Source organism: Lentilactobacillus parakefiri, assembly GCF_002157585.1.
Classification (GTDB): domain Bacteria; phylum Bacillota; class Bacilli; order Lactobacillales; family Lactobacillaceae; genus Lentilactobacillus; species Lentilactobacillus parakefiri.
The window spans coordinates 69,636-92,924 of the sequence record NZ_BDGB01000161.1 but is presented as its reverse complement, the minus strand read 5'-3'; the positions used below and the strand labels follow the sequence as shown (position 1 = coordinate 92,924).

At 43.7% G+C, this 23,289-nt stretch carries 18 protein-coding genes and 2 pseudogenes; 8 read left to right on the top strand and 12 right to left on the bottom strand.

Going from position 1 to position 23,289, the window contains the following annotated elements; all coding sequences use genetic code 11:
• Positions 1 to 117: 117 nt before the first annotated feature.
• The gene (locus tag LPKJCM_RS12600; RefSeq protein WP_057961876.1) at positions 118 to 921 is read right to left on the bottom strand and encodes an AraC family transcriptional regulator; all 804 of its coding nucleotides are present in this window, start codon (positions 919 to 921) and stop codon (positions 118 to 120) included.
• A 198-nt stretch (positions 922 to 1,119) separates the two neighbouring features.
• Here LPKJCM_RS12600 and LPKJCM_RS12595 point away from each other — a divergent pair, with 198 nt between their 5' ends.
• Complete coding sequence (locus tag LPKJCM_RS12595; RefSeq protein WP_087069687.1) at positions 1,120 to 3,084, top strand: sugar MFS transporter; 1,965 nt, start codon at positions 1,120 to 1,122, stop codon at positions 3,082 to 3,084.
• A 206-nt stretch (positions 3,085 to 3,290) separates the two neighbouring features.
• On the opposite strand, the pseudogene LPKJCM_RS12590 reads toward LPKJCM_RS12595, so the two are convergent.
• The 5 genes and pseudogenes from LPKJCM_RS12590 to LPKJCM_RS12570 all read right to left on the bottom strand — a co-directional run bounded on the left by LPKJCM_RS12590 (position 3,291) and on the right by LPKJCM_RS12570 (position 9,244).
• Positions 3,291 to 3,893: pseudogene (locus LPKJCM_RS12590) on the bottom strand (nitroreductase family protein).
• A 327-nt stretch (positions 3,894 to 4,220) separates the two neighbouring features.
• Entirely contained in the window at positions 4,221 to 5,870 is a 1,650-nt protein-coding gene (locus LPKJCM_RS12585; protein ID WP_057961875.1) for a CocE/NonD family hydrolase, read from the bottom strand.
• A 250-nt stretch (positions 5,871 to 6,120) separates the two neighbouring features.
• Positions 6,121 to 6,324: a cold-shock protein gene (locus tag LPKJCM_RS12580; RefSeq protein ID WP_013728822.1), complete on the bottom strand. Its 204-nt coding sequence runs from the start codon at positions 6,322 to 6,324 to the stop codon at positions 6,121 to 6,123.
• A 187-nt stretch (positions 6,325 to 6,511) separates the two neighbouring features.
• Entirely contained in the window at positions 6,512 to 8,554 is a 2,043-nt protein-coding gene (locus LPKJCM_RS12575; RefSeq protein WP_057961874.1) for an ATP-dependent Clp protease ATP-binding subunit, read from the bottom strand.
• A gap of 267 nt (positions 8,555 to 8,821) precedes the next feature.
• On the bottom strand, positions 8,822 to 9,244 hold the full coding sequence (locus LPKJCM_RS12570; protein WP_057961873.1) for an OsmC family protein: 423 nt from the start codon (positions 9,242 to 9,244) through the stop codon (positions 8,822 to 8,824).
• Positions 9,245 to 9,346: 102 nt separating this feature from the next.
• Here LPKJCM_RS12570 and LPKJCM_RS12565 point away from each other — a divergent pair, with 102 nt between their 5' ends.
• Entirely contained in the window at positions 9,347 to 10,045 is a 699-nt protein-coding gene (locus LPKJCM_RS12565) for an NAD(P)H-dependent oxidoreductase (protein ID WP_057961872.1), read from the top strand.
• A gap of 2 nt (positions 10,046 to 10,047) precedes the next feature.
• Positions 10,048 to 10,227, top strand: a complete 180-nt coding sequence (locus tag LPKJCM_RS12560) for a hypothetical protein (RefSeq protein WP_057961871.1) — start codon at positions 10,048 to 10,050, stop codon at positions 10,225 to 10,227.
• A 673-nt stretch (positions 10,228 to 10,900) separates the two neighbouring features.
• Here LPKJCM_RS12560 and LPKJCM_RS12550 read toward each other — a convergent pair.
• The 3 genes from LPKJCM_RS12550 to LPKJCM_RS12540 are packed head-to-tail and all read right to left on the bottom strand — an operon-like array spanning position 10,901 to position 13,024.
• Positions 10,901 to 11,188 carry a hypothetical protein gene (locus LPKJCM_RS12550; RefSeq protein WP_057961869.1) on the bottom strand — a complete coding sequence of 96 codons (288 nt, stop codon included), beginning with the start codon at positions 11,186 to 11,188 and terminating at the stop codon, positions 10,901 to 10,903.
• Positions 11,189 to 11,224: 36 nt separating this feature from the next.
• Positions 11,225 to 12,148, bottom strand: a complete 924-nt coding sequence (locus tag LPKJCM_RS12545) for a hypothetical protein (RefSeq protein ID WP_057961868.1) — start codon at positions 12,146 to 12,148, stop codon at positions 11,225 to 11,227.
• A 24-nt stretch (positions 12,149 to 12,172) separates the two neighbouring features.
• Positions 12,173 to 13,024, bottom strand: a complete 852-nt coding sequence (locus LPKJCM_RS12540) for a hypothetical protein (RefSeq protein WP_057961867.1) — start codon at positions 13,022 to 13,024, stop codon at positions 12,173 to 12,175.
• A gap of 638 nt (positions 13,025 to 13,662) precedes the next feature.
• On the opposite strand from LPKJCM_RS12540, the gene LPKJCM_RS12535 reads away from it, so the two are divergent.
• Positions 13,663 to 15,654: a cation:proton antiporter gene (locus LPKJCM_RS12535; RefSeq protein WP_087069686.1), complete on the top strand. Its 1,992-nt coding sequence runs from the start codon at positions 13,663 to 13,665 to the stop codon at positions 15,652 to 15,654.
• A 309-nt stretch (positions 15,655 to 15,963) separates the two neighbouring features.
• Positions 15,964 to 16,932, top strand: a pseudogene (locus tag LPKJCM_RS12530) (aldo/keto reductase family protein).
• 239 nt (positions 16,933 to 17,171) lie between these two features.
• On the opposite strand, the gene thiD reads toward LPKJCM_RS12530, so the two are convergent.
• On the bottom strand, positions 17,172 to 18,005 hold the full coding sequence (gene thiD, locus LPKJCM_RS12525; RefSeq protein WP_087069685.1) for a bifunctional hydroxymethylpyrimidine kinase/phosphomethylpyrimidine kinase: 834 nt from the start codon (positions 18,003 to 18,005) through the stop codon (positions 17,172 to 17,174).
• Between the two features lie 162 nt (positions 18,006 to 18,167).
• On the opposite strand from thiD, the gene LPKJCM_RS13800 reads away from it, so the two are divergent.
• On the top strand, positions 18,168 to 18,290 hold the full coding sequence (locus LPKJCM_RS13800; RefSeq protein WP_013728814.1) for a hypothetical protein: 123 nt from the start codon (positions 18,168 to 18,170) through the stop codon (positions 18,288 to 18,290).
• Between the two features lie 68 nt (positions 18,291 to 18,358).
• Here the strand turns inward: LPKJCM_RS13800 and LPKJCM_RS12520 are convergent, their stop codons facing one another.
• Together LPKJCM_RS12520 and LPKJCM_RS12515 are read right to left on the bottom strand one after the other, a co-directional pair.
• Positions 18,359 to 19,024: a potassium channel family protein gene (locus LPKJCM_RS12520; RefSeq protein ID WP_057961863.1), complete on the bottom strand. Its 666-nt coding sequence runs from the start codon at positions 19,022 to 19,024 to the stop codon at positions 18,359 to 18,361.
• A gap of 220 nt (positions 19,025 to 19,244) precedes the next feature.
• Positions 19,245 to 20,582, bottom strand: a complete 1,338-nt coding sequence (locus LPKJCM_RS12515; protein WP_057961905.1) for a TrkH family potassium uptake protein — start codon at positions 20,580 to 20,582, stop codon at positions 19,245 to 19,247.
• A 146-nt stretch (positions 20,583 to 20,728) separates the two neighbouring features.
• On the opposite strand from LPKJCM_RS12515, the gene codA reads away from it, so the two are divergent.
• Positions 20,729 to 21,970 (top strand): cytosine deaminase, encoded by a 1,242-nt coding sequence (gene codA, locus LPKJCM_RS12510; protein WP_057961862.1) that lies wholly within the window; start codon positions 20,729 to 20,731, stop codon positions 21,968 to 21,970.
• Between the two features lie 211 nt (positions 21,971 to 22,181).
• Positions 22,182 to 23,030, top strand: coding sequence for a glycosyltransferase (locus LPKJCM_RS12505; RefSeq protein WP_087069684.1), 849 nt, complete (start codon positions 22,182 to 22,184; stop codon positions 23,028 to 23,030).
• Positions 23,031 to 23,289 lie beyond the last annotated feature (259 nt).

Sequence of the window (23,289 nt, the reverse complement as noted above, 5' to 3'; positions counted from 1 at the left end):
CGGCTACGCTTAACAGTTGAATCGATAAGATCACTCCTTAATTAATGTTGTAGGCACATTTTAACATTAATGGGTGGTCATTTCATAAACAGTGCCGTTTTGATTGAATCGGATTTCTTAAATGAATTTCCGAAAGTGGGAGGGGGTCGTTCGATAAAACTTTTTAAATTGATCAATGAAGTGTGATGGATTATGAAAGCCGACTTTTGCGGCGACCTCGCGAATTTCCAGAGTTGGATTGGTTAACAGCAATTCCTTGGCCTTATGCATTCGATAATCGGTTAGATACTCAAGCGGAGTCATTGTGTATAAGCGTTTAAATACCCGGTTTTGATAGGTGACCGAATAGCTGGTAACTTTGGCAAGCTTTTCATTGGAAATGGGTTCGGCGTAGTGATTTGCAATGTATTTGAGAATTGGAGTTGTGATGGCGGAATCCTGATAGCGGTGATTGTTTAGTAAATTATTTTGTTTGAGCAGCATGATAAACTTATAGATTTGAACGGATTGATCGAGCAGCGCAATTGGATGGCTGTTGTTAAATTCATTCAAGACTTCCGGAATAAAAGTTGTTAGTTCAGGCGAAACTTGATTGATCACCAGATAATCACCAAGTTTCAAAAAGTCGGCCAGGGAACGACAAAGCGTGCCGTTGAAGGTCAAAAACGATACTTTCCAGGGACTTCCCCCAGTTGGGTGGTATTCATGAGCGACTCTTGGGCGCAGGAGAATTCCTTGTTGTGGCTCCAATGAAATGCTTTGGTGGTCGATCGTGATGACGCCACTGCCGCTTTGCGTCTGCAGCCAATGGTAGGCGTAATAGCCATTTAGCCGGTGAATTGGCGGCTGGTCCCAGTCATAGCCGACACTGTCACAATATAGCGGCATAGTTTCCACAGGTTTATTAAATGCAATTCGCATAGTAGCACTCCCTTTTAGTTTATTTTACTATAATTAGGTTAAATTAGGTTAAATTTGGGTATTTTAGGGTAAAAAGTCGGCATTGGTGAAAACCCTTACATTATATACTCTCTTTGTAAGCAAATATTTCTCAAATATTTCATACCGAAACCCGCATTTATTTGGCGGATATCGGCACGCTGGGAGGCGTTTTATAAATTGGATGCTGTACAAAAGAAAGATCGCCGGAAAAAATTCTGGTCGATTTTCAACTTTGCGTTTGCGAATATAGGTGGATCAGCGGTTTATATGACTTTCGGGACCTACTTTATGGTCTATGTTACCTCGGCCATGTTTACCGGCGTTCCAAAAGCACAAGCCAACAAGCTCATTGCAATGATTACCGGATTGATTTTCATTATTCGGCTTGTGGAAGTTTTCATTGACCCGATTATTGGTAATATTGTTGATAATACCAATACCCGCTGGGGAAAATTTAAGCCGTGGCTGATTGGTGCCGGGACGATATCCAGTCTATTACTGGCATTACTGTTTTCCGGGATCTTTGGCTTATCGCGGATAAGTGCAACTTGGTTCACCATCATGTTTATCCCGATCTTTATCACCTTTGATATCTTTTATTCATTCAGAGATGTTTCATATTGGGGCATGGTGCCCGCTTTGACTGAAGATAGTCATGAACGGTCATTATTTACTGCCGGTGCTAACTTCAGTGCATTTGGTCAAAACATTGTGACCATCATTATTGTTCCTGTTGTCACATACGTTACGTTTGTCTTTACCGGGTCACACAACGAAGGGCAACCCGGCTGGACGGCATTTGGCATTTTAATCGCCGTTGTCGGCATCATTTGCTCGTTCGTGGTTGGTTTGGGAACGCATGAAAAACATAATGCTTTGCGTGCCGTTACTAAACAAAAGACAAGTTTGAAAGACATGTTCTGGGCTTTGGCTCATAACGATCAAATGCTGTGGACCGCATTTCCATACCTAATTTATGGATTTGGTAACGCCTCCACTGCCGGCCTGATGTTCTACATGTTCAAGTACGTCATGGATAAGCCTGGGTTATTCTGGATTGCCGGTCTTATCCCGACAATTGCCGGTTTCTTTACCTCGCCGTTGTATCCCATCATCAATAAGTGGGTTACCAGAAAGACCATCTACGCTGTCAGCATGTGCAGCATGATTTTAGCCTACATTTTGCTGATTGTGTCAGTTGATAACTTACCGATGGTTATCACAGCCATGATCCTTTATTACGTGCCACAAGGCTTCATTTTCATGGCCGTTATTCTGACGTTGACTGATACGATTGAATATGGTCAACTTAAAAATGGGACCCGTAACGAAGCTGTTACCTTGGCCATCCGTCCAATGCTGGACAAGATGTCCAGTGCGATTTCAAACGCCATTGTTGGTTGGGTTGCCGTTACTGCCGGGATGACCGGTACCGCAACCGCTGCTTCAATGACACCCGGAGGCATTTCATTATTCAAACTGGTTGCTTTCTGGATTGCATTGTTCCTGCTCGTTATTGCATTGTTCATTTACGTCTTTAAGGTAAAGATTTCTGAAAAGAAGCATGCTGAGATTGTTGATGAATTGCAGAAGAAATTAGCGACTGAAGGAATTTCCGGAGCTCAAGCTGCAGACAACACCACGGCTCAAACGGAAGTTACCATGCCTGGCGCCAAGGCTGCTACAATTGCCGTTGCCGCACCAGTTAGTGGTGTGAGCGTTAACTTGGCAGATGTGGTTGACGAGCATGACCATAAAGGCTTGCCAGGTAACGGAATCGGTATTCAACCGACGGAAGGCAAGATATACGCGCCGTTTGATGGCCAAGTGCTGATGCTGTTTACCACCAGGCACGTCATTGGTTTACGCTCGAATGATGGTTTGGAAGTCTTGATTCATGTGGGACTTGGTACCGTGAATATGCGTGGCGAAGGCTTCATTAACCATGTTGATTCTGGCCAGTCCTTCAAGAAGGGTGACTTACTGCTGGAATTTAACCGTGACAAGATTCAGCAGGCAGGCTACAAAGATACCGTGGTTGTCTTGCTGACACAGGGTGACAAGGTTGTTCAGACTGATTACACGCAGCAAGAGGTCGTTAGTCACGGCGATGAACTTGTGAAGGCTCAATTGAAGAAATAAGATTGGGACGAAAGGCGTTTTGATCCCAGAATTTAACGCACTAAAGGCCCTCATTCCAGGTTTTGGAATGAGGGCCTTTAGTGCGTTAAATGGCCGGGATCAGCCGTTTGTACCAAGTTTTGTCAATATAAGGGGGGAAACCGTAGCTGTCACGATTTGACACACAGAATCGACTAATGATGGCCCCGATTTTTATTGGAATTAAATTACTTCAAAACCTTGAAGCGATCTTCATCACTCATAAATTCTTTTTCACCAGCTGGAGCTTCAATTGAACCGAAGTCCATTTGAGCACGCAATTTCCAGCTGTCAGGGATGCCAAATGCTTCCTTAACTTCGTCATCGATTAGTGGGTTGTAATGTTGCAAGTTAGCGCCAATACCATTTTCGGCAAGGGATGTCCAAACGGTAAATTGGGCGTTGCCTTGGGCTTGTTCTGCCCATTCGGCGAAGTTGTCCGCATACAGTGCGAAGTCGTTTTCAAAGCGGTGAACAACGTCCATGTCAGTGTAGTACATCACAGTCCCAAATGCTGACTTGAAGGCGTTAATCTTCTCTAAAGTCTTTTGGTAGGCTTCTTTGGTAGGAACCTCTGATTTGAGGCGTTTGCCAACGATGTCCCAGAGCTTTTCGTGATTGGCACCAAACAAGATCACAGCACGGGTGGTCTGGTTGTTAAATGGGGTTGGGGCTCACTTGATGTTCTTCTTAATTAAGTCGGCAATCTCATCTTCAGTCTGGTTGATGTTACGTCCTAATGCATAGATTGAGCGACGGTTCTTGGCAAGATCTAATAATTGTTCTTTCATTGGTTAAAAATTCCTCCGTTAGTTGCTTACTTTTAATTAGTTAATATGTTAATCATACAGATTGGAAAAAGTGATGTCAACTAAAATTAATCACTTTTCCTATCAATGTAAGAATACCACGGATGAGAGCGTGAAAACTTGATTTAGGTCAATTTTAATTGCCTCCATGCAGAAATCCTCGCTGAATCCGCCATTGGAGCGTGAGATTCACAAGTGACTAATAAATATGCTTGTTAATGAGATCCTCCAGTTCAGCAACCCATTTAAAAGCCAAAAAAGGAGGCTGCTTAAAAATACATTTAAGGCAACCTCCTAAGAGAATGATGATTAAGCAGCGACGTGCTGATCATTGGTAATATTTAATTTGGTATCTGAATTTTGCGCGTCGACTTGATTCAAGAATGCTTGAATTCGGGCCGTATAATCTTTAACAGCGTTGTTGGCTGAAGCGTGGCCACCAACATTGCCATCCAAGATCCAGAGCTGTTTGAGGGTTGAAGCACTCAGGTTGTACAATGTTTCGGTCTGGGTGTCAGGGATGAAAGTGTCATCAGCTGTTGCTATAAACATGGTCGGCAGCTTTGAATTTTCAACTGCGGTAATACCAGAAACGGCGTCCAAGCTGAATCCCTGGAGTAGTTTGTTAATATTGTTGAAGCCATTTAAGAATTGGTCAAATGGTACCAGGGGAATGGTCCCATTTAAATTCCAACCGATTTTTGAGGTGAGATTATTGAGACTGTTGGAAGCCCCTGTGTATAAGCTGAACAGTAGGGAAGGAATGGTTGAGAAGCCACAGTCCGCAATCACCGCTTTAACTGATGAAGGCAAATTGCTTTGTGCAGCTGTTTGTAAGGCACTGTCGGCTCCGAGAGACTGTCCGTACAGGACCACTTTGCTTGTGGGTCCGTTGAGGTCGTTGATTTTGTTGATCCAATTAAGCCAGTCAGCTTTATCCTTCGCCCCAAAGGTTAAGAATTCGCCGTCACTCGTACTTTGACCGCGGGTGTACGGCATGAGGACGTTGTAGCCCATGTCATAAAAGACTTTTGAGATATAACCCATCCATTCCGGCTCGGTGGTCCAACCTTGACCGTAGATAATGGTTTTGGTGGAATTCGGATGAGCAATATAGGTTGCCGAAGCGTTTCCGGTCCCGTCAGCGAATGGTACCGAGAGCATTTGGCGCGTAACCTCGTTATCATACCAATTTTTGGCATCGGTATAGTAAGTTTTGGTAAATGCCGGATCGTATTTGCTATCCAAATCTGACCACATCTGGTCAACGTTATAGCGATCCGGTGACATCAACGTCCGAATCTTGGATAATAGTGCAGCTCCCTGACGAGAGGCAGCGAACGGATAAACAACTCCGGCCGCAATCGTACTGGTAATGCCAGTGATGAAGTTGATCAATGGATTGTTGCTTGATTGCTTCCAAGCAGGGTTATCTGGATTGTTAGCATCGTCAATCGTGATCCGATCATTAGCAGAGGGGGTCGCAGTCTTTTGAGAGGCATTGTTATCCGAAGTGGTTGTTTCAGGCTGTTGGGAAGCTGTAGAGTTTGGTGATGCCGTCCCATTTTCGACTGTCGGCTGGGGATTGTTCTCAGCTTGCTTAGAAGCCTGCACATCGTCAACGGCTGGCTGATTGTCCTTAGATTCTGAGTCGCTTGGCTGAGTAGTCGAGTCGCCACTGTCGGTTGATGCATCATCAGCTGAATAATCCGTTTCTGTCGTCGATGCCGAAGTCGCAGCTGGATCATTTACCGGTTGGTCGGTTTCAACATCTGATGTGGCCGATACAGATGGGCCGTCAACGGTTGCCGTAGGTTGGTCACTTACATTGGCTGACGTAGGCGAAGGATCAGTCATTTCGTTCGACGTATTTGCATATGTAGTTGTTTGGAAAACAAATAGTCCGAGCAAAACTGCCAGTAAGCTGGTCAGTCTTGGAGCACATTTAGCTCTGTTCAAATTCGATCTCTCCTTTCTTAATGGATTAAATAAAGCAAGTACTATTATAGTTGATTATTTATTACGGTGAAAGTATCATTTCGATTACAAATATTCTAAATGATGGCGGTTGAATTGCCGCCAAGTGGATATGCCAATTAAGTTCCAAATGTCATGGTGGTTAAGAACGCATGGGGGCAATAAACAGATGTAGACAAAAAAAGAACCAGCGACCAAAATCGCTGGTTCTTTCAAATTTTAAACTAATTAATTAGTCTTCAATTGGTGTAACGTTAGCAGCTTGTGGTCCACGGTCACTGTCTTCAACGTCAAGGGTAACTTTTTGGCCTTCGTCTAATGACTTGAAGCCGTCCTTGTTGATAGCTGAGAAGTGAACAAATACGTCACCATCGTCAGTAGTAATGAAGCCATAACCTTTATCAGCGTTGAACCATTTAACAGTACCTTGTTTCATAATATATGAAACCTCCTTGCGCTTTAAGCGCATAATTATATTTAATGTATCAAGTTGCAGTGATTCCAAGGAGTTATTTCATAATACTACAAAACAAATACCTTTGAAAATCGAACCCTTAAACACATTAAATATAATATACCAACATCGCAGGCCTTTGTCAAATTAGATTGCCATTATTTCGGGATTATGATGCAATTGCTTGCTTGGAAGCAACTGGTTCAACTTTGATAGTATCCTCGTCAACAGCGACTCTGAAGTCTTTGACGTCCGGATTCTGCAGATAACTATTGGTTAATTTATCGGTAATTTCTTTCGTGATGACTCTGTGCATTGGACGGGCACCAAGTTCTTGACTATAACCCATGTCGACCAACTTATTCTTGGCGTCGGCAGTAACATTGAAGTGGATGCCACGTGACTTATCAACCAATTGATTCAAGTCGTTTAACATCAAATCAAGAATCTTCAACAGATCAGGCTTGGTCAATGAGTTGAATTGGATAATATCGTCAATTCGGTTCAGAAATTCAAGTTTGAAGTAAGGCTTCAAGCGGTCGATCACGTTTTGCTTGTTATCCGCATCGCTTTGACCGGCGTTACTGGTCATGATAATGACGGTGTTACTGAAGTCAACGGTTCGACCCTGGGCGTCTGACAAACGACCATCATCCAAGATCTGCAGTAACAGGTTCAAGACATCTGGATGCGCTTTTTCGATTTCATCCATCAAAATCAAACTGTATGGGTGGCGACGGACTTGTTCGGTTAATCGGCCGCCTTCTTCATAACCGACGTATCCAGGTGCTGAACCAATCAATTTGCTGGCACTGATTTTGTCCATGTATTCCGACATATCATATCTGAACATGGCCTTAGTGGTGCCAAATAACTCTTTCGCAAGCGCCTTGGCTGTTTGAGTCTTACCAACACCGGTAGGGCCGACAAACAAGAAACTGCCAATTGGCCGGTTGCCTTCAGTAAAGCCAACCCGGCTACGACGAATCGCGGCTGAAATGGCATCCAGTGCTTTGTCTTGGCCAATAACTTCTTTCTTCAAGTCCTTGTCCAAATGATTCAGCTGGTTGACTTCGTTCTTATTAACGTCGGTTACCGGAACACCCGTGATCCGTTCAACGACGGATTGAATGACCTCAGGAGTGACCTTTGGTGTTGTCACTTTGGTGCCGCTGTCGATGTTATCGATCTGTTGTTGAACCTTTTCCAGCTTGTCACGCAGCTTGGCAGCCTGTTCGAAGTCCTCTTTCTTGGAGGCTGCCTGCTTATCTTTATTCAGCTCCTCAGCCTCTTGCTGCAAGGTGGACTTATCCTTCGTCAGTGAAGAGCCCATCGCTACTTTGGCACCAGCTTGATCAATCAAATCAATGGCCTTGTCAGGATTCATTCGGTCCTGAATGTAACGGTTGCTCAAACTAACCGCCGCTTTTAATGCATCTGCGGTGTATTGAACGTGGTGAAACTTCTCGTATTTTGGTGCCAGGCCTTTGATGATCGTCAAAGTATCTTCTTCGCTCGGTTCGTTGACCATGATTGGCTGGAATCGACGTGCCAGCGCCTGATCTTTTTCAATATCCCGGTACTCATTGCTGGTGGTGGCACCGATTAACTGGAAGTCACCGCGAGCAAGCTTCGGCTTTAAAATGTTACCAGCATCCATCTTGTCACCTTCACCAGTAGACCCGGCGCCGATGATTTGATGAATTTCATCAATGAACAGAATGACGTTCTTATCCTTTGACACATCGTCAATTAATTTCTTCATCCGCTCCTCAAATTGGCCACGGATACCAGTTCCTTGAACCAGTGAAACAACATCAATTGAGATGATCTTCTTGTTGAGAAGTTTTTCGGAAACATCGCCGGCAACAATCTTTTGTGCCAAACCTTCAACAACCGCCGTCTTACCAACACCGGCCTCACCGATGAGGACTGGATTGTTCTTAGTGCGTCGACTGAGTACTTCTTCCATCTGTTCAATTTCTTTATCACGGCCAATGACTGGATCCAACTTGCCATCTTTAGCCATTTGGGTTAAATCAGTCCCATATTCGTCCAACAGTGTTTTCTTTTGCTGAGGCCTGCGTTCTTGAACCTGAATGGGTTGTTGACGGGATTGCTGGCGACCGTTGGAATCAGACATTGCATTCCTGAAGAATGGGTCGTTAAAAATGTCATCAAAGCCATTAGTTCCAAAAATATCGTTATTCATAGGCTATGCCCCCATATTCTAAATGATTTTCGTGTATTTTTTTAAAAAGTTCCAAGCGGGCGAACACTCATTCCCCTTCGGAACAACTATATAATATCATGCATTTGTAATGCGTTCAAGCATTTTGATTGGGGACGTAAAGCTGAGGGATGATGTTTCATCAGCGATTTTTGTTGAGAATAACATAATTTCAAGAATAAAATTAGCACTCTAAAATTTAGAGTGCTAACAAGCAATGTAATAATTATCGATTTATGACTCGCGCAATTAATCGGTAATCTCAAACGTAAAAGCGACTGAATCTTTTAAAGTGTCGTGAACCGTACATAGGTGAATCGTGTCTTCAATAAACTGATCGTTGCCTTCTTTATCCAAATTGGTTTGGCAGGTGAGCTTCACATGAATACTTTTGACACGGGATGACTTGTCGGCGAAGCGTTCTGTTTCTCCGGTCACTTCGACTTCAAATTGTTTGACTTTAATGTTGGAACTTGGCCGGTTAACTAATGAAGCTGCGCTGGCCCCCAAGCAGGCACCAACGGCTCCCAGTAGGTACTGAACCGGGTTGGGCCCGGCATCGGTGCCGCGGAACTTGGTGGGCTCATCAGCGATGAATTGGTGGACACCCGCGGTATTGATGGTTTGTGCGCCAACATCCCGTAAGGTCGTGTGAACATTATAAATTGCCATTGCTAAAATCTCCTTTTAATTATCATTTGGTTTACAATCTTAATATAGACGATTTTCAATGGAAGCGAAATCAAAAGTACTTATGAAAGGTGAAGGGCCACAATGAAAACGCTAATTCTAATCTCTCATCCTCATTTCGAAGATTCTGGGACACAACAATTTCTTAAAACGAGTTTTTATTCCCTGGATGACGTGAAATACCAAGTGATTGATGACTTATATGCCGCCACCAACGCGATCGATATCGATAAGGAGCAAAACGCACTGAGGGACTTCGACCGAATTATCTTTCAGTTTCCAATGTACTGGTATTCGTCACCGGCGAGCTTAAAGCAATTTATGGACGATGTTTTCACGCGAAACTACATTGTGGCTAAGCATGCTTTAAAAGATAAGGAATTGGGAATTGTCGTCTCTTTGGGCGATGCTGAAACTGACTTTCAAGCTGGTGGTCCTGAGCAGTTTACAATTTCAGAATTGCTGCGGCCGTTTCAGGCGTTTGCCAATAAGTCGGGGATGACTTATCTCAAGCCGTTTGTCGTCAACCAATTTGGCTATTTGACCCCGTCAGAAAAAGAAAAGCTACTGGTTGATTATCTGGCATACTTGAGTGCGACCATGCCCTTAAGTCTGGCTAATCGTGAACAGTGGCTGGTGCAGCGACTGCAGGCTACCAAAGCCGATAAGCCGGATGATCAGCAGCGGATGATCGATTTGGTGATTAACGCAATTGACGACCAGCAGAATAATGTTGAAAGTTTAAAAGAGGACGTCAAAATGATTCGCGATCAGGAGGAATAGTGATGAGTGATACAACGGACTGGCTGGCCGATCAGCTGGCACAATTAAAATCAGCCGACCAGTCATTTATTAATAAGTCGATCTATCAAGCAGCCATCGACTTGGCCAAGGAACAGGAAAAGCGGGCCCAACAATCGCAGGATGAATTGGATGGGCGAATCTGGAGTCCGGATAAGTGGTGAGGACTTGGTAGTCGCAATGGAGATCATATAGTCAATGTGGGTTGCTATTGTTCCACAATCAAATACAAAAAACGCCTCGTCGTAATTGGACGAGGTGCTTTTGATTATCAACATTGTGAATTCGATTAATTTACTTTGGGAGCTGTTGGTTTGTCACGGAAATCAGTTTTTAATCGAACTTTCTGGATTAAAAACTGATTCTTAAGTTTATTAGTGCTAATGCATCCAACATTATATCGCTCGTATAGAATAGGGTGAGTGTATACTCTGAAACTGAGGTTGGTGGGGTCATTTCTACAATTCCAATTAATGCAACCAATAGAAATGGTAGGCATATAATCCTGATATATATTTTCTGCTTCTTTTCTTTGAGAATATATTTTTTAGCTTTCTCGGGTTTTCCCAATTCACGATGACGGCGAAAAGAGCTGTATATATCAATTACAAAGGCAATTAATAAGCACACGAAAAAAAGCGAAAGAGAAAAGATATGTATGTTGAGCATCGTGAAAAGATTAACCATAAAAGAACCTCAGATCATCTAATTTTAAATTATATATTAAAGAGTTAATGAAATTTAAAGTTGACGGATAAGTTCATTAACTTTGGATATTAGTTACTAAACTGTATCATTTTAATTATATATTGACGGGCCGCATGTTTCAACGGATATTCACGATTCTAATGTAAAAGTGTGATTTTGAATTAAAACAAAAGAGTATTGCTGGTTTTGAAAACACATAGAAGGAGCCATCTGGCGAAAAAACACCTGATGGCTCCTTCTAAGAAGTTGTGAAAATAAGCTAATTGAATTTATTAACCAATCATTGTTATGATGGACAATAGCTTTGTAAATTTTTATTGCTCCATATGCTATCAATCCAATTAGTGCAATTAGAACCGCCCATGAAACAATTGAAAATATTAGATCGCCAAAGTAGATTGGTGTGCCTGCTACCATGATTATTTATTCTCCTTCCAAGGTAATTTTCTTCCTTTAGGCCTTAAATCGCATTTTAAAGGTTGTTGGTCTGACTAGTGTAATGGTACGTCCTGGAATAATAATGGAAAAGATTCGTTCCCCCTTGAAGGTTACGATGCCTGATCGTCTTCCTTTATTTATATGAACCCACGCAGATCTTTGCTCCCACTGAACCGGGTAGCTAAGCCCGGCAGTATCAGTCCAAACGTTTTTGATTTTCTTGATCTTATGTCCCTTCCTGGTAAAGCGTACATTTCCATAAATAACCTCTACTCCATTAGTATACAGCCCCTTCCTCACAATTTTTGATTTAGAATTGGACTTTGTGGTCTTTGCAAATGCTGTTGCTTGATATGGTTGAGTGCCTTCAAGCTTTCCTGACAGAACATAATTAAGCTGCTCTTCATTCTCAACGCTAACTGGTGTCATGCCTAACTTTTTTGCGGTATCGTTTGAAACAGTTTTCATACCGTACTGCTTTGCGATTTCTTTTTCTTGACCAAGGGTTAACGTTGCATCTCCTACTTGAGGGCTTTCACTTTCGGTTATATTTGCATCTTGAGTACGTAATGTATAAGAATCATTGGTGTCCGTATTACCTACATCAGTCTCAGGTCCCTTTACTGGTGTTAGTGCTGCAGTGGATGATCCGGTTCCCAATCCGGTTGCAGAGGAAGTTGCAGTGGCATTATTAGGATAATTAGTGGAAGCCCCTCCACCATTGTTACCACCGTGTGCTGGATCAATTATTATTCCTCCTCCTCCGGTATCCTTTCCACTGTCATTATCGCTGTTTTCAGTATTACCAGTACTTTGATTACTAATGGTACTCACATTTTCGGTGGTAGCAAAAGCATTCGAACTTTGAATATAGGTACCTGTAAAAAGGGAAAGAAGTACAATACTGTATCTTATGATATTTTTACTCATATGAGTCATTTTTCTATATCCCCCCATGATATATTAAATTAAATTACGTAGTGTTGAAACAATGCTTGTTATTGCACCAACAATTGACGTTCCCTGACCAACAACGTTAGAAACTGAACCCGTGATATGGTACAATAACTGACCAACGTTTGCTGCAGCTGCAGTACCGGTGTACCAAGGTTGAAGTCGAATATTAGCTGATTTTGCTTGATCATCCATCTGATCATTCACATCCTCTGAAGAATTTTCCTCATTTGTAGCGTTGGCACTAGATTGTACCTGCTGAGAACTGTTGTTATTCGTTGAGTTAGAACTATTAGTTGCTTGCTGGCTCGAGTCAGTAGTTTTGCCATTGTCGCTTTTATCTGCAGTTGTATTGGTACCATCTTTTTTGACTAATACATATACTTGTCCGTTATTTTTTACCGGCTTGTTCTTTACAATGGTTGAAGATTTAACCTTAAATGTTTCACTACCGTTGCTCTTCTGAGACGAGGTCCTTTTCTTTGCTTGTGTAACCGATTTCTTTAAATGTAAAATTTTACCCCTTGAATCGGATAACTGTGTTGACTTACGATTTACGGTAGGATTGGATGAAGGTTCTGAAGAAGGGGCTAAATTGTCTTCTTGGTTCTTCACACCTTCGGATGCAGTCGCCTTTCTTTCAACACAGACATTTTCATTTATATCTGACTTTTTGGCTATTTGATCGGTGGAGTAAGACGTATCTTTCGATAAGGAGTTGGCAGTAGTATGAGACATCAAGACTGTGTTAGGCACTGGTGAAGACTCAGACAAGTTGCTGGCCTGACTAGGTATAGCAGTGATAATCCCCCACGCAAAAGGAACAATAGTAAAAACTAATAATCGCTTAACTCTAATCATGATAAAATCCCCCATTTGTTATATTTGTGAACATAAGCATACAGTTTATGTTCCATACCTGTTATGACATAACGGGTTGAAAATTGAAATATTAAATGTGATATACATCACAATAATTGTTAACTATGGTTGTTTACACTAAAACATGTAGGACGGAACACTACAATAACAGACAAGAAGCTGAGAGAATATGGATAATCGAAATGTATATTATTTCATCAATGAGTGTTTATGTTGAACGATTGTAGGTAATATTAAGTAGTATATCTCTCGAATACTCTTGCGCCCTTTGTTGATGCACGTTATATTCGTAAAATATTAAGATAACCAATTAGTCATTTAGCATGAACTCTACTTTTCTTGCCTTGTTCAATTGTAAGTGGATATAATCTAAACTTCTAAGAAGAGGAACAATGGATTTTTGCCTCTAAACCAACGAAATTCTTTCTTGTAAAATGGAAGTTAGCACTTAACGACTGCAGTGGATTCTTCTAGACAGATAACATGACACTTCAATTTTGTCGTGCGTCTTTTCCTTTGTTGCTAGCTACTTGTTATTCTCTGAAGTCTCACCACAGCACTTTTGGAGCGTTCGGTGATAAACTAGAAACGATTAATAGGTAGAGGGGGACGACTAAATGGACATGGTGTTACTGTTGACCATTATTTTGGCGGCAGTCGTTTTAGCTAATATTTTGGCTCGACATATTTTGGTTATTCCGCTGCCGTTTTTTCTGATTGTGTTGGGGATGCTTCTGGCAGTCTTGCCGGTCTACCGTGACTTTCATCTGGATCCCTCGACATTTGCTTTGGCGATCATTGCACCCATGTTATTCAATGAGGCACAAAACAGTTCGCGGTTCTGGATTGGCCGGTCAATCACCAACATTTTGTCGCTGGCGGTTGGCTTAGTACTGGTCACCGTCCTGGTAGTCGGTTCTGGGCTTCACGTCGTCATGACAATTCTGCCGCTCACATTGTGCTTTGCATTGCTGGCGATTGTCACGCCAACTGATGCCTCGGCGGTTAATTCCATTTTTGAGGCCAACCCGATTGCAGAAGAGCAGGCGGGGATTTTGCAGCATGAGTCGCTATTTAATGATGCAGCAGGCATTGTGCTGTTTGATTTATCGTTGACCGTCTTTGTATCGGGGACCTTTTCCTTGAAACTGGCGGTTGCGATGTTTCTTTGGGAGTTTTTAGGCGGCTTATTGTTTGGCAGTCTGATCGGGGTGGTCATTGTCAGTGCCCGGCTGTTCTTGATTCGCTACAACGATGATACGCCGATTATTATGGTGCTGATTCAATTGATGTCGCCATTCCTGGTATATCTACTGGCTGAAAAATTAGCGTTCTCTGGTATTTTGGCGGTGGTCGCCGCCGGCTTGGTTCAGGGTTCTGAGCGTGACAAGCTCCGGTTGACGTCGTCTCGAATGCAGCTGGTGACCAGCAACGTCTGGGAAGTGGTTTCCGGAACCCTGTCCGGGGTGGTCTTTGTTCTTTTGGGCTTGTCACTTCCAGAAGTGATCCAGGCATTGCATCAGTCGCCCAATCCTAATTTGAATATTTTAAAATTAGTTTTGATTGGCATCGGCGTCTATACGGTAAAAGGGGCTTTGAGATTAATCTGGAGCCGGTACATGCTCAAGCGGCGGGTAAAATCAAACCACGAGTGGCGTGACAGTTTGGTCATGGCCCTGAGTGGCGCGAACGGAACGATCACGCTTTCACTGGCGTTTTCGATGCCAAACACGGTGAACGGTCAGCCATTTGAATTTCGTGGCATTATGATTTTTGTTGCGGCGGTGGTTATCTTAACCAGTTTAATTATGCCAACTATCTTTGTGCCGCTCATCCTTCCAAGCCAAGACAGCCAACAACCACGGTATCGCTGGGTAAGGCGGATGATCCAAGCGGCGATTAGCGATCTTCTAAAAGAGAAGGAACATCAAGCAGAGGCCCAGGTTGTGATTGACTCCCTGCAGCAGCAATTAGTCCTAGACAGCACACCGAACTTCCATCTCCGGCGGCAGTTAATGAGCGAAAGCCATCAAGTGGAGTTAAAGACCGTCCAAAAAATGTTTGATGACGGCAAAATCTCTCAGGATGAGTTAACATACTATACCAAATTTTTGAGCTTAAATAATTTTTCCGCAGATGAAAAAATCTGGAAAAATGTGTTATTGAGAATTCGATTTAGCTTACATGTTGGCCGATTGTATAAAGATTTGAATCGGGCACAAGAAGCGTTTTTGACAGCACCGGTGGCTTTGGAAGAGGTTTACTGGCGCGAGCAATTTGAAAAGCATGGCGAGAACATTCTGCCAATTGAAGAGGCGGGCTTTAACGCCGTGATGGACTTCTTAAAGACCAAGCAGGGCCAAAATGGTGTTGAAACTAATATGGTCAAGCGATTCTATCGAACCAGACACCGACGAATTAACGGCCATGACGTTGATATGGACATCGTCTATCAAATGTTCATGCGTGCTTTCCATAGCGAGTATGAGCTGATTCAGGATTCGCTGCAGACGGGCAAGATTGATGCGACATTGGCCGAAAAGCTACAAACGCGGATTTCAACCGATGAGATGACTTATTTGCAGAATATGGAGTTGTTTAGGGACTAGGTGCGACGAGACCTGGGTTGGTCGCGGTGCATAAGTACAGAATGGCGGGTGATGAACGAATTGTGTTCATCACCCGCCATTCTGTACTTATGCACCGCGATCAGGGTCGTCGGAGCACAATTCAGCAAAGTAATAGTAGGGCTACTTATTCATCTAAGCGGAGGAGTCTGGCCTGCGAAGCACAATTCCGCAAAGTAACATCATGAATCCCATTTTTTTACCTAATCCTCCTTTACTTCGAGTACACTCGAAGAGCTAAACTCAACTTATGCATGAAAAATCAAACTTGAAACGAAGAGAGGAAACATCATGAAATACCGTAATTTAGGGAAGCAAGGCCTCAAAGTCAGTGAACTGGCCTTAGGCAGCTGGATGACCGATGTTAGTGATTCAGCCAAACAAGATTTAGCGGATCAGAGCTTAAAGCTGGCATTTAGTAAAGGCATCAACTTTTTTGACTGTGCTGATGCCTATAGTGGTGGGGCGGCTGAACGCTTTTTGGGCAAAGCACTCAAAGAATTTCCGCGAAAAGAAATTGTGCTGTCAAGTAAGGTTTATTTTCCAACCGGTCCTGGCATTAATGACCGTGGGCTTTCACGCAAACACATCATGGAGTCGATTGACCAGTCACTGACGAACTTACAGACGGATTATTTGGATCTGTACTTCTGCCACCGTTTTGATCCCAACACACCATTGGAAGAAACGTTAACGGCGTTAAGTGACCTGGTTGACCAGGGCAAGATTCTCTACTATGGCGTCAGTGAGTGGCGTCCGGTTCAAATTCTAGAAGCCTAGTTAGTGATCCAGAAGCTGGGACTTCACCCGATGTCAGTCGTTCAGCCTCAATATAATATGTTTGATCGCTACATTGAGCATGAACTTATGGACGTCTGTGAAAAAATAGGGCTGGGAATTGTGCCGTTTTCACCACTTTCTCAAGGCTTACTGACTGGGAAGTATCGTAAGGGACACAAGATTCCTGCCGGATCACGGGCAACTTATCAAGACCAAATTCAGGCGTTGTTGACTGAGGATAATTTAGACAAAGTTGAAGAATTGATCAAGATGGCAAATGAGTTGAACACCGACCTGGCAACCTTTGCGTTAGCTTGGACAATGCGTGATCCGCGCATCAGCAGTCTGATCACGGGGGCAAGCAAACCCAGCCAACTTGAGAATAATCTCAAGGCGGTTGAGTTGGAGATCCCTGAAGATTACTTTGGGCGAATCGATAAGTTATTTGGATTCAAAAAGTTTGAAAGACATATTGGTTAATAGAAACAGTGTGGGAAAATAAGCAGTTAGCTTCCAGAGTCTAAGGTGGATTAGCCGAATATCCTGATTTTGGATGTTTGGCTAATCCACCTTAGACGGCCGGAAGCTGCTTATTTTCCCACTATTCGGCTAGGCAATATTAAGACAACAAAAAGGGCCTGAGCAAAAGATTTAGTTTTGCCTCGCCCTTTTCATTCATTTTTTGTGTGATATCACTTATTTGATGCTGCGTTTCGCCATCAGGAATTGTTTGATTGTTCAGGATCCGGATATCCTGGTGCCCAATGGTTAATCGGCCCAAATTGATGGCCGACTTGGATTTCATTTTCAATTGCAACATCAACGAACTTTTTGGCAATTCGAACCGCCGTTTCAACATCGTTACCGCGGGCGAGTTCTGCAGCAATACATGCAGACAGGCTGTCGCCGGTGCCGTTCTTACGGTCAGTATCGAAGAAGTCGCCAGTCAGCCAGAAGCTTTTGCCGGATTCAAGGAGCACATAATCGGATACTTCTTTTTGCCCGGGTTTGTGATGACTGCCCTTGATCATGATGTTATCAGCACCAAGATCCCGTAGTTTCTGCGCAGCGGTGACCATGTCGTCTTTGGTGTTAATTTCCATTTCAGCCAGCTTTTGTGCTTCAAAGAAGTTGGGGGTAATCACGGTTGCCAATGGGATAAGCTCATCACGGAGCGTTTTGTAGGCGCTCTGTTCCAGCAGCATGTTGCCATGCTTGGTGGTAATCACCGGATCAACCACCAATGGTCCAAAATCGTATTGTTGGTAGTTTCTGATTACCGTTCGAATCAGTTCCGTGTCAGCCAACATCCCGGTTTTGCTTGCCCGAACGTGATAGTCGTCAGCCAAGTCTTTGAATTCTTGGTCGATGAAGGAAGTCGGCAGGGTGACTGAATCATGAATCCCGTAACTGTTGCCGGCAACCGCGGCGGTCATGACGGCCGTTCCGTAAATGTGTCGTCTAAAAAATGTATGTAGATCAGCTTGCATGCCAGCACTGCCATCGCTATCAGAACCGGCAATTGTCAGTGCTTGTGGATATTGTTCCGTCAAATTAATCACCTCAACTGTTCATTTAATTATTAAGAATACCACATTTCATTAGAAATCATAGAGAAACTGCAGATTGATTTGCGTTCTAACCTAAACTTGTATTATAATAATTTAGTCTATTGGAATTATGAAATCATAATACAAAATAAGGAGAGTCTAATTATGCGAATTTGTCATCCACACGGCGTACAAGGACGTCGTCCAGTTAACCGTAAAAAAGATATTAAGCGAAACAAAGAATTATCAGACTTGCAACATTTCTTGAAGCAAAAGCCTGCTAAGTAATTCGTTCATCCTTTGCTGAACATCATTATGTCAGAGTCAAGCAACTATCAAAGTTGTTTGGCTCTTTTTTACGCAGTCGCGGTTGCCTCGAAGGCTTCGACATCCTTCTCTGTGCCGATAATGGTGACGATGTCCCCTGGCTTGGTGATCGTCGATTGATTTGGGATGATCGCACCGTCCTCATCTGCGTGGGAAAGGGCAATCATGGAAATACGATAACGATTGGTCAAGTTGAGTTCTTTCAAGGTCTTGTTAAATAATTTCGGATTAGTCAGTTCAAATTCAATCACTGATAATTCACCCTTTAGTTTTAAGTCGTTCAGGATTTTAGGTTCCATCACGTGCAGGGCAATTCGTTGGCCCATATCTCGTTCAGGCTGAATGACTTCATCTGCGCCTAATTTTTCGAGGACTTTGGCATGACGGGCATTTTCTGCCTTGCAAACAAGGTTTTTGACCCCTAATTCCTCACAGATCATGGTTGTCATAATGCTGGCTTCCAAATCGGTACCGATGGCGACAAAAACGTTGTCAAAGCTGCCGATACCTAGTTGGGTTAACGCTAATTCATTTTGCGTGTCAGCTACAATTGCTTCAGTTGCCCGGTCACGAAATTCATTGACCCGTTGTTCATTTTTATCGATCACCAGGACTTCCTGGTCGTGTTCCAGCAAGGTGTTGACGATGCTGGAGCCGAATAGGCCAAGGCCGATGACTGCGTAGTTTTGTTTCATTTTTTTGGTGCTCCTTTGGTTGAGGGTTGATTTTGTTTGGCTTGAGAATGTGATTTGTATTGTTCCTTGCGTGTTGTACTTGGGGGGATTTTACCTAGCGGAGGCGTGCTCCGGGAGCCAGCTTTCTCCGCTTAGTCCGATAACTGAAGTCAACGCAAAACCAGCGTTAACTTCAGTTATCACACTAATGCTCAAAAGCTAACCGGCTCCCGTCGCACTCTTACCCGATCATCACATTCTCCTCCGGATACCGAAACGCATCTTCGGGTCTCTTGGAGTTAAGCAGTGAATACATTACGGTAAAGATACCCACTCTGCCCATGAACATCAGGGCCGCGAAGATTAATTTGCCGATGACACTTAAATGGGCTACCAGTCCCAAACTAAAACCGGTGGTTCCAAATGCCGAGATAACGTCAAATGTGATGTACTCCAAGCCCTGGGTTTTCGGGATCGTTTCCGTGAAAGTTAGAATCATTGTCGCGATTGACAAGACCACTGCGACCAAGAAAACTAGCGATAGTGACCGGGTGACGTTATCGTTACTGAAACGCCGGCCCCAGAAAGTGGCGTCTCGCTTGCCACGAAGCGTCGACCACACTCTGATTAACAGGATGCCCACCGTGGTTGTCTTGATCCCGCCGGCAGTGGATCCCGGGGTTCCCCCAATCAGCATTAAAATCATGGTGAAGAACATGCCACCCATTGTGATGTGCGTCAGCGGCATGGTATAAAAGCCGGCTGTCCGTGGCGTCACCGCCAAAAACCAAGTGTTCATAATCCGCTGGAAGGTGGTTAAGTGGCTCTCCTGCCCAAAGTTGCCCTCAGTTAACAGATACACCACAAAGCTGAAGCCAATCAATCCGAGATAGGTGGTCAGCGCTAATTTGGTATGCAGACTCAAATGGTGATCTTCCCTGTAGAATAAAATGTCTTTCCAGACCAGAAAGCCCAATGAGCCTGAAATAATCAGGATGGTCAAGACAAAGAGCAGGTGGGGATCGGTCTGAAATTGCTCCAAACTGTTGTCGTATAGGTCAAAGCCGGCGTTACAAAAGGCACTGATCGAGTGAAAAATGCTGTATCCCAGTCCCTTCGCCAAACCATACCGAGGATAAAAGTCGATGAAGATGAGCCCCGTTCCCAGCACTTGAATGGCCAGTGAAATCCGCACCACCAAAAAAACAACTGAACTGGTATTGGCAAATGACTGCAAGTTTAAAGACTGTTGAGTCAACAATCGCGTTGTGAGATCGACCTTCCGCCGCATAAAGATAAATAACAGAACCGCAAAGGTCATAAATCCCAGACCGCCAATTTCAACCAGCATTAAAATCACAATCTTGCCGAAGATGCTCCAATGCAGGGCGGTGTTGACGACCGTCATCCCCGTTACGCAGGTGGCAGAAGTTGCCGTGAAGAATGCGTTAATGTAGCTGGTTATGTGACCGGATTTACTGGCAATCGGCAGTGACAGCAGAAAGGTTCCCACTAGAATAATGATCAGAAAGCCCAATGTTAAAATCTGTGGGAGGGCCAACCTGGTTTTCGAGTTCAAAGAATCAGTACCTTTCACTTGGCAGAATCGCCAATTTCTAATGATGACATCATATGTATTATCGCACATTCGGCCGATTGCGCCCAACTCCAACGGCAAAATAGACTATAATATGATTAAATACGTGATTGAGAGGGATAAATCTGATGCTGATAAAAAATGTCCATATTGAAAACGCTGAAGAAACCAGCGATGTCAAAATTGAAGATGGCAAGTTCGTCAAAATTGCCGCTTCAATTGAACCCGGTGATGGCGAACAGGTGATTGACGCCACTGATAAATTACTATTGCCGCCGTTTGTTGATCCCCATGTTCATCTGGACGCGACCCAAACTGCTGGCGATCCCGAATGGAACCAATCAGGCACCTTATTCGACGGGATTCGAATTTGGAGTGAACGAAAGAAAAAGTTGACCATCGACGACGTGAAGACCCGGGCAAAGAAGGCCCTTAAGATTCAAGTTGCAAATGGGATTCAATTTGTCCGCAGCCATGTTGACGTGACCGATCCGGATTTAACAGCTTTAAAGGCTTTGATTGAAGTCAGAGATGAGGTTGCCGATCAAGTTGAACTTCAGCTGGTGGCCTTTCCCCAAGAAGGAATTCTCTCATACCCCAACGGCAAAGAGTTGATGATTGCCGCAGCCGATATGGGTGCTGATGTGATTGGTGGCATTCCCCACTTTGAATTTACCCGTGACTATGGGGTTGAATCGCTCAAGTTCTTGATGAAAGTTGCTGAAAGTAAGGGTAAGCTGGTCGACGTCCATTGTGATGAAATTGACGACCCAGCTTCACGCAACCTTGAAGTGCTAGCCACCTTGGCTCTTGAAAGCGGCATGGGCGACAAAGTGACTGCCAGCCATACCACGGCGATGGGCTCGTATAATGACGCCTATACCTATAAATTATTCCGACTGCTGAAGATGTCACACATTAATTTCATTGCCAATCCATTGGTTAACACCAACTTGGGCGGCCGGTTTGATACCTATCCAAAACGTCGGGGAATGACCCGGGTTAAAGAATTGTCCGAAGATGGCATCAACGTTGCCTTTGGTGAAGATGATATCAAGGATCCTTGGTATCCAATGGGTAATGGTAATATGCTTGATCCCGTTGAGATGGGCATTCACGTTGGCCATTTGATGGGGTACGGTGACATCATGGATTCTTACCAGTTCATTACGACTAACGGTGCCAAGGCCATGCATATCACCGGCCACTATGGCATCAAGGTCGGCAAACCGGCTAACTGCATCATTATGAACAACGATAATTTCTATAACGCCTTGAACGAACGGTCTGAAATTCTCTACTCAATTCATAATGGCAAGGTGCTGGTTCAAACTGAACCCAAGCAGGTTAAAAATTATTTTGAAGATTAATTGAAAAGCACTCGGATTTTAAGCGTGTGTGAGCGATACCCCAAAGCTACAGTTTTTACTTTAACTTTGGGGGGATAGCTCAGTGACACTGCGTTGGCCGGGTGCTTTTTTGCTGCCGTATGATTGATTCTGAAAGGGCATTGGTTGCCATTTATCGCGAAATATGAAAAACTTTTGATGAGGACACACGAGTTTAGGGGATGAATGCAGTTTGGATATCTTATATTGTGGCGACGACCATATGTTTTCGGGGTTAATTATTTCACTTCTTTCTCTGACAAAGCATGCCAAGGAACCACTGAACATTTATATTTTGACGGGAAAGCTGCACAATCGTCATCACCAGTTTCAAGCGCTGAGTGATGACCATGCTGCATTTTTGGATCAGTTAGTCAAACGGAATGGGGAAGATAATCAGGTTACCAAACTTGACATGACCGCCCAATTTGAAGCTGACCCACCAACTGCCAATATCAACACATTGTTTACCCCATATAGCATGTTGCGGCTGTATAGTGATTTGGTACCACAATTTTCCGACCGGATTTTGTACTTGGATGCGGACGTGGTGTGTCGACGCCCATTTGAAGACTTTTACCATCAATCCCTGGCTGACACCGATTTTGTTGGGGTGTTAGACCATTATGGACGCTGGTTCTTTCACCACCAGCTTAAGCCGTTTGATTACATTAATTCCGGGATGCTGTTGATGAACTTGAAGATGATTCGCCAAGATAAATTGCTGGTACGCTGCCGGGATTACTGTCGCAAGTGGCCAATGATTATGCCGGACCAGTCTGCCATGAACAAGCTCGCTAAGCACAAAGCATTTGCGCCGGAAAAATATAATGAGCAGCAGGACGTTCAGGCAGACACTGTTTTTCAGCACTTCTCCACCCGCTGGAAATTGTGGCCGATTATCCATACAGTCTCAGTCAAACCTTGGGAAGTGGATAAGGTCCATGAACAGCTTCACCTGCATGAGTATGATGATATTCTAATGGCGTATCAGGCGATCGTTACTCAGTTGGGCGCTCAAGGGGAATTGAATTTAGAGTAAGAAAACCCGCTTGGCAATTGATTTTGTCGGGCGGGTTTTTGGGTGGGAAGACTCTTGAGATGTGTTTTGGTGTACTCTTGGTTTCCCTATAGCGCTTTTATTTTATTTTGAAATCTCTTAGGCTTCGGGAATAGGCTTTGATGGGTGTATGAAAACAGCCTAGCCTACTTGGTGAGTGTGGCGCGTTTGTTATATTATCTTGAGCTCCCTTCGACTTTGGAGATACGCTCCGACGCAACTGAGGTTAACGTGTAAGACC